Origin of the sequence: Hyalangium sp. (genome assembly GCF_045802625.1) — a bacterium.
Lineage (GTDB): Bacteria > Myxococcota > Myxococcia > Myxococcales > Myxococcaceae > Hyalangium.
Genome location: NZ_JBJMQP010000219.1, coordinates 1 through 6,591 on the forward strand (window position 1 = coordinate 1; position 6,591 = coordinate 6,591).

Genomic DNA, 6,591 nt, shown 5'->3' on the forward strand with positions numbered 1-6,591 from the left:
CAATGGGGCCGCGCTCTGTGCTCCCTGTGACACCTCCCGCGTCTGTGGCCCGAGCTGCTCTCCCTGCGGCCAGAGCACTCCCAACTGCGTCAACGTCAACGGCACCTATGCCTGCGTCGAATGCACCGACGACGCCCAGTGCGGCGGCCGTCGCTGTGATCTCACCACCCACGCCTGCACCGGCTGCCTCGATGACAGGGCCTGCCCCAGCGGAGAGGTCTGCGACAAGCTCAACTACACCTGCGTCGAGTGCAACCGCGACGAGGACTGTCCTCCCGACGAGGTCTGCGCCCCCGAGATCAAAGAGTGCAAGGAGTGCAACGACAACTCCGAGTGCGAGCGCGGCAAGAGCTGCTCTGATCACCAGTGCGTCACCTGCTCCACCAACGACAGCTGCGCGGGCAACTCCTGCAACTGCTGCCCCTCGGGAACCCAGTGCGCCGCGCCCACCCCCGGCGCCTCGCCCTCCTGCGTCGAGTGCACCACCGACAGCCAGTGCGCCGACGGCAAGAAGTGCGACGCCCTCAATGGCCGCTGCGTGGATGCCATCCCCGACTGCAACACCGCCGATCGCTGCGGCTCCGAGTGCGTGAAGTGCCCCACCGAGCGCCCCTACTGCCTCGACGGCCAGGTCTGCGTCGCCTGCCGCACCGACCTCGAATGCGCCAGCGGCCAGTTCTGCCTCAGCGGCGAGTGCTCCGCCTGCACCACGGACCGTCACTGCGGCGCTCGCTGCGGAGCCTGTGAGAAGGCCACTCCCTTCTGTGCCACCGATGGCACCACCGCGGGCAGCTCCTGCGTGGCCTGCCGCAACGACTCCGACTGTCCCGGCGGCCAGTGCGATTCCAAGACCTTCACCTGCGTGAACACCCCTGCCTGCGAGGAGAACTGCGCCGAGCAGGGCAAGGTCTGCAACGGCTCCTCGTGCGTCGAGTGCTTCGCCGACGCGCACTGCCCCTGCGGCGGCTCGTGCGACGTGAGCAGCGGCACCTGCACCACCCATTGTGACGACAGCGGCGACTGCCTGGGCGTCCAGTACTGCTCCACCACCACCCAGGAGTGTGAGCGGGGCCGCCGCAAGCCCGGCACCTCGCCCCAAGGCGGCTCGTTCTGCTGCGAGACGAGCACCACCGATCTCACCTCCACCGGCACCGGCGCCTTCCTCGCCATGATGCTGGTAGGGCTCCTCTTCCTCTACTCTCGCCGGGCCTTATGAAGCATCCGCTCCTGACGGCCCTCGCCCTGGCGCTGGGCCTTGCTTCCACCTCCGCCACGGCGCAGGACGCTCGCTTCGACGTCCAGCTCTTCCGTCCGTCCGGAGCGCCTCAAGACTTGGTAATGGTGGGCCAGTCCCGGCCCCTCTCGCACCTGTCCGCCTCCGGCGGCTTCTACCTCAACTTCTCGGTGGATCCGCTGGTGCTCGTGAACAAGGGGGGTGACTCCTCCAACAAGGCCCTCAGCATCGTGGGCAACCGGCTCCAGCTCGATGCCATGGCCACCGTGGGCCTCCTGGACTGGGCGGAGCTGGGCGTGGACATGCCGCTGGTGCTCGCTCAGGGCGGAGACAACCTGGAGGCCATCGGCACCGAAGGCCCCATCCAGGGCTATGTGCTCGGGGACCTGCGCCTCACCGGCAAGGTCGCCATCCCCGGGCTGCGGCGCCGCGCCGAGGACTCGGGTCTGGGCGCCGCCCTCACCCTGGGCCTCAGCCTTCCCACTGGAGACCAGAACGCGTTCGCCAGCGATGGGGCGCTCACCTATACGCCCGGCCTCATCGTGGACTACCGCTTCTCCAGCGGCATCCTGCTGGCCGGCTCCGTGGCGCTGTGGAACCGCCCGGACCGCATCTTCAACGGCGTGGAGGTCGGCGACATGGCGCCCTTCGGGCTCGCCACCGAGGTCCCCATCCTCCGCGGGCGGGGCATCACCGCCGTGGGCATGCTCAACGGCGCCGTGGGGCTGGACAAGCTGCCGACCCAGCCTCGCGACATCCCCGCCGAGCTGCTCTTCGGGCTGCGCTGGTACAGCTCCACCGGCCTCACCTTCACCGTCGGCGGTGGCGGCGGGTGCGGGTGCTCGCTGCAGGCGCCCACGCTGCGCTTCTTCAGCTCCGTCATCTGGGTGCCCGCGAAGACGGCCGAGTGGGAGGCGCTCGAGAAGTTCAAGCAGCCTCCCGAGCCGCCCCCGCCACCCGCGCCCGACACGGACGGAGACGGCGTCACCGACGACAAGGACGTGTGCCCGAAGGAGCCCGGTCTGGCAGACCGTGGCGGCTGCCCCATCCGTGACGCCGATGGCGATGGCGTCGAGGACAGCATCGATCGCTGCCCGCAGATCGCCGCCGGCCCTGGTGGCAAGAACGGCTGCCCGATGGCTCGCATCCAGGGCAACAAGATCCTCATCCTCGAGCCGGTGAACTTCGCCACCGACCAGGACGTCATCCTCTCCGAGTCCTTCCCGGTCCTGGAGGAGGTGTCCCAGGTGCTGAAGACGCACCCGGAGATCCAGCGCATCCTGATCGAGGGCCACACCGACTCGCGGGCCGGTGAGGCGTACAACCTCGATCTGTCGAAGCGCCGCGCGGCCAGCGTGCGCTCGTACCTGCAGGAGAGTGGAGTGCAGCCCGAGCGCCTGTGCTCGCAGGGCTTCGGCCAGAGCCGCCCGGTGGCTGAGAACGACACGGAAGAGGGCATGGCTCGCAACCGGCGCGTCGAGTTCACCATCCTCCCGCCGCAAGCCGAGGGCGAGCCGCGCTGCCCAGGAGAGCCCGTGGAGAAGCTCCCCAAGAAGAAGGGAGCCAAGAAGCCGAGCTCGACGGAGCCAGCCTCCCCGAAGCCGGCTCAGGGCCACAAGTAGCGCTGCCTCACGCCTCGGCGCTCCACTCGAGCAGGGGCCCGCGGTGGGCGCGGGCTCCGGGTCCCAGCGCTACCGGTGGCACGTAGAGCCCCAGCGGCTCTCGCGCCCACCACTCCCCCGTGCGCCGCCGGGTCTCGAGGTCCGTCATCCGGTAGTCGTACAAAATGGCTCGCACGTAGCGCGGCGGGCGCTCTGGGAAGGGGTTCTCCTCGAAGAGCGCGAGCACCTCGGCAGCGCCCTCCATGAGCCGCACGAGCAGTGACAAGAACCAGCTCGGCGGCGAGCCCAGCGCGGCGAACCACATCTGCCAGTCCAGACGCGGCTGGTGGGGTGCCACCTGCCTGGGGGGCCTGTCCGGCCGAGACACCTTGTAGCGGAACACGTACTCGCGCCAGTGCTCACCGTCATCCGAGCCCTCGATGGAGATCTCCGGCCGGCGCACCGTCATCACGCTGAAGAGGCCATAGGGATTCACCGAGCGGAAGGGACGCACCCATGTGGCCGGGCGTTCAAGGATGCGCAGCTTGTCGCGCGTGAGCTCGAAGCGGGACAACAGCTCCTTCGCTCCGAGCGCCAGGAGAGGCGCGGCGGCCACGGTCTCGATCAGGGTTCTCCACAGTGGCCGGGGCCTCGCCGGCTCCGCGGGCACCATGGGCAGCACGCGCGAGAGGGCCTCATCGTCCAGCAGCCACAGGCTCAGCACGATGGACTGCACGTTGAAGAAGCCGTAGTTGCCCGTGGCGATGATGGCCGCTTGCAGCACGTTGAAGAGCACGAAGGCGAGCTGCCGCGGGCGCCTCGGGGCGAAGACCAGGAACGGCACGGCCGTCTCCAGCACCAGCGCCGCGGCCGTGGACAGCTTCTGCACTCGCAACGGGAGGTGGTGGGCATACCAACCTCCCTGGTTGGGAATCGGCTCTGTCTCGTAGTAGTGGCGCAGCGCGGTCAGGCCGCGCCAGGTGCGATCGCCGGACTGGAGCTTGCTCACTCCAGAGCCCAGGTAGAGCCGGAAGGTGAGCAGGCGGAAGAGCGCCACCTCCACCCCGGAGGGAGACTCGCGTCCCGGCCCTGGGCGCAGCCCCGGCGGTGAAGCCAGCACCGAGAGCAGCCCCATCTCCAGCAGCAGCACGTCCCACTGGAAGGAGAGGAACTCCCGGCCCGCCGACGCATAGGAGAGGTACAAGCCCCAGAGCAGCGCCGTGGTGATTCGGGGAGCCACGTTGAGCAGCAACGCCAGCGACAGGAGCTGTCCGGCACGGCACCCTCTCACCAGCGCCTTGTCGGACGCGCCCAGCCAGAACACCGAAGGAATGAGGCGGAAGCGCTCTCGCCCCAGGTCCCGCAGCCGCTCCGAGCCCACCAGCTCATGCATCGGGCTGATGCCACGCGAGCCGTAGAGCCCCAGTACCTGGCTGCCCAGGGAGGTGAACGCGATGAAGAAGGTGCCCCCCAGCAACCGCTGGAACAGCCATCGCACCATGCGGTGCTGGGGAGGCCCTACGTACCTCACAGCGCGCTGGGCCTCTTTGCTAGGGACGCCAGCGAGCCAGCGTACCCAGTGCCCGGCTGGCAGGAAGCGGACTCGGCCGTGGAAGCGAGTCGGGCTCCATCTCATGTCTCTCCCCCGGTTGATCCCAAAGAAGATGGGAAGCCCTGGCGCTCCTGCCCTCTCCCCGGAACAGGCTTGCTCGTCCGGGGGGCGAGGGGGACAGCAAGTCTCCAGCCAGACCTTGCACGAAGGTGCCTAGCTTTCGCGCATGAGTGAGCCGAAGGCGAAAGCGAAGCACCTCGTGGAAGTAGTCCCTGGCGTCTACAACTGGCACGTCCGGGACGAGCGCATCGGCGCACGCAGCGACGCCTACGCCGTGGCCGATCGGGATGGGGCCGTGGTGCTGATTGATCCGCTCCCCATCGACGAGAAGCTGCTGCGCCCGCTCGGCAGCATCTCGGCCATCGTCCTCACCGCGGGCAACCACCAGCGCTCGGCCTGGCACTTCCGCAAGCTCTTCAACATCCCCATCTGGGCGCCCGAGAATGCTCACGGCCTCGAGGACACTCCGGACAACTTCTACACCAGCGGTGACTCGCTCCCTGGTGGACTGAGCGCCCTGCACACGCCCGGTCCCGCCGAGGTCATGTACACGCTCTGGCTGCAGCAGCACCCCAGAGGCATCGTCTTCGTCTCGGACCTGCTCACCCACGAGGGCCGCGGCCGGCCCGAGTTCGTCCCGGGCGAGTACCAGGATGATCCTCAACGCACGCGCCTGAGCGTCCAGCGCATCCTCGATCATCTGCCCGTGGATACCGTCTGCTTCGCCCACGGCGAGCCCATCGTGGGCGCCGGCAAGGCAGCGCTGCGGCTCGCGCTGGAGTTCGACAGGGAAGGCCCCTCCGCTGGCGCGCCGTAGAGGCTCCGCGAGCCCCTCCAAGGGAGGTAGGCTCTGGAGCCATGAAGAAACTCAGCTCCTACTACGGGGATACGCAGGCTCCTCCCGCTCCCACGGATGATCTCATCGTCCGGCCCGACATCCTCCGAGCGACCTTCCAGGTGCAGTTGCTGGGAGCGTTCGCCTCGCAGGAGGCGCTGGCCCGTCTGCAGCAGGAGTCCGAGCAGCTCCGTCGCAAGCTCCGTGAGGCCACCAGCGCCGAGGTGACCCTGAAGATGACGGGAGTGCTGCTCTCCGCCGCTCCCATGAAGAGGCTGCGGATTCCCGAGGACGATGATGAAGCGCGCACGGGCGTGGCGGGAACGCTGGAGTTCGCCCTGCCCACGTCGCTGGACTTCTGGGCTCGCAGCGCACGGATGGCGGCGCTCGGGCGCACGCTGAACGAGCTCTCGGCGGATGAACGCAAGGTGCGAGGCCAGCCAGCCTACAGCTTCACCCCTCCCACCGCGCTCGTCGCCGAGCCCGAGCAGCACCGGGCCGAGCTGCTCCGCCGCTTCGTCTCGCGAGTGCAGGAGTTCAGCGCCGTGGCCAGCACCGCGGAGGCTCCCCTGCGCGTGGTGGACTGCACCGCCCCCGGGCCCGTGATCCAGACTCCCATCTCCATCGAGTCCGTAGGCCTCTCGCTGCTGTTCAGCTACCGGCTCGACGCGCCTCACTGAGCCGCGCTCACGGTGTTGGGACCATCCCCTCGGGTAGGGGCCCTTCGTGCACCAGGATGCGCCCTGCCTCCACTCCCGGCGGGACGATGTGCAGCGCTTCTCCTTCCTCCGCGCGCCGAAGCAAATCCGTCAGTGCGGCCGTGTCGTCCACGGCGATCCGGCGCGTGGGCGGCAGGTGAAGCTGGCGCTCCATGGCCGTGACCTGGCGCACCTCGTCCATGAGCTCCGTCTCGTAGAGGAAGCTCCGGTCCGCGTACTCATGGTCTCCTGGCACGCTCCCCACCAGCCGCAGGGGCCCCAGGCGCGTGTGGACGCGCATGCTTGGGTTGTTCCACTGCGCCACCCCTCGCATGCGCCTGGCGCGCAACATCCTCAACGTCAGCATCTTCACCCACGAGCCCGCACGGATGCCGCGCACGAAGCTCATCAGCGAGACTCCGATGAAGAGGCCCGGCACCACCGAGGGCGCCGCGTAGTAGGCCGCGCCGATCGCCATGGCCTCGCCCGCCAGCTTCAGCCTCTCGCGTGCCTGGTCATCGAGCATCCGCGCCGGACACCGCAACAGGCCGATGGCTCCCGGCAACAGGTAGAGATCCGACAGCACCCAGCTCGGCACACCGATCGACTGG

5 protein-coding genes and 1 pseudogene are annotated in these 6,591 nt (G+C 68.8%); 4 read left to right on the top strand and 2 right to left on the bottom strand.

The window, feature by feature from the left end; all coding sequences use genetic code 11:
* Together ACJ8AT_RS35150 and traB are read left to right on the top strand one after the other, a co-directional pair.
* Positions 1 to 1,216, top strand: a pseudogene (locus ACJ8AT_RS35150) (hypothetical protein); the annotation flags it as partial.
* The gene (gene traB, locus ACJ8AT_RS35155) at positions 1,213 to 2,856 is read left to right on the top strand and encodes an outer membrane exchange protein TraB (protein ID WP_407742337.1); all 1,644 of its coding nucleotides are present in this window, start codon (positions 1,213 to 1,215) and stop codon (positions 2,854 to 2,856) included. The pseudogene ACJ8AT_RS35150 and the gene traB, both read left to right, overlap by 4 nt.
* A gap of 7 nt (positions 2,857 to 2,863) precedes the next feature.
* On the opposite strand, the gene ACJ8AT_RS35160 is transcribed toward traB, so the two are convergent.
* Positions 2,864 to 4,471, bottom strand: coding sequence for a lipase maturation factor family protein (locus tag ACJ8AT_RS35160; protein WP_407742338.1), 1,608 nt, complete (start codon positions 4,469 to 4,471; stop codon positions 2,864 to 2,866).
* Positions 4,472 to 4,613: 142 nt separating this feature from the next.
* On the opposite strand from ACJ8AT_RS35160, the gene ACJ8AT_RS35165 reads away from it, so the two are divergent.
* Positions 4,614 to 5,264 (top strand): MBL fold metallo-hydrolase, encoded by a 651-nt coding sequence (locus ACJ8AT_RS35165; RefSeq protein ID WP_407742339.1) that lies wholly within the window; start codon positions 4,614 to 4,616, stop codon positions 5,262 to 5,264.
* 41 nt (positions 5,265 to 5,305) lie between these two features.
* Positions 5,306 to 5,962 (top strand): hypothetical protein, encoded by a 657-nt coding sequence (locus ACJ8AT_RS35170; protein WP_407742340.1) that lies wholly within the window; start codon positions 5,306 to 5,308, stop codon positions 5,960 to 5,962.
* A 7-nt stretch (positions 5,963 to 5,969) separates the two neighbouring features.
* Here the strand turns inward: ACJ8AT_RS35170 and ACJ8AT_RS35175 are convergent.
* Positions 5,970 to 6,591 (bottom strand): hypothetical protein (locus ACJ8AT_RS35175; RefSeq protein WP_407742341.1); only part of this gene is annotated, 622 nt, incomplete at its 5' end.

Coding starts and splice junctions, on each gene's coding strand:
- ACJ8AT_RS35160 (WP_407742338.1), bottom strand. CDS start 4,471: ATGAGATGGAGCCCGACTCGCTTCCACGGCCGAGTCCGCTTCCTGCCA.
- ACJ8AT_RS35170 (WP_407742340.1), top strand. CDS start 5,306: ATGAAGAAACTCAGCTCCTACTACGGGGATACGCAGGCTCCTCCCGCT.
- ACJ8AT_RS35165 (WP_407742339.1), top strand. CDS start 4,614: ATGAGTGAGCCGAAGGCGAAAGCGAAGCACCTCGTGGAAGTAGTCCCT.
- traB (WP_407742337.1), top strand. CDS start 1,213: ATGAAGCATCCGCTCCTGACGGCCCTCGCCCTGGCGCTGGGCCTTGCT.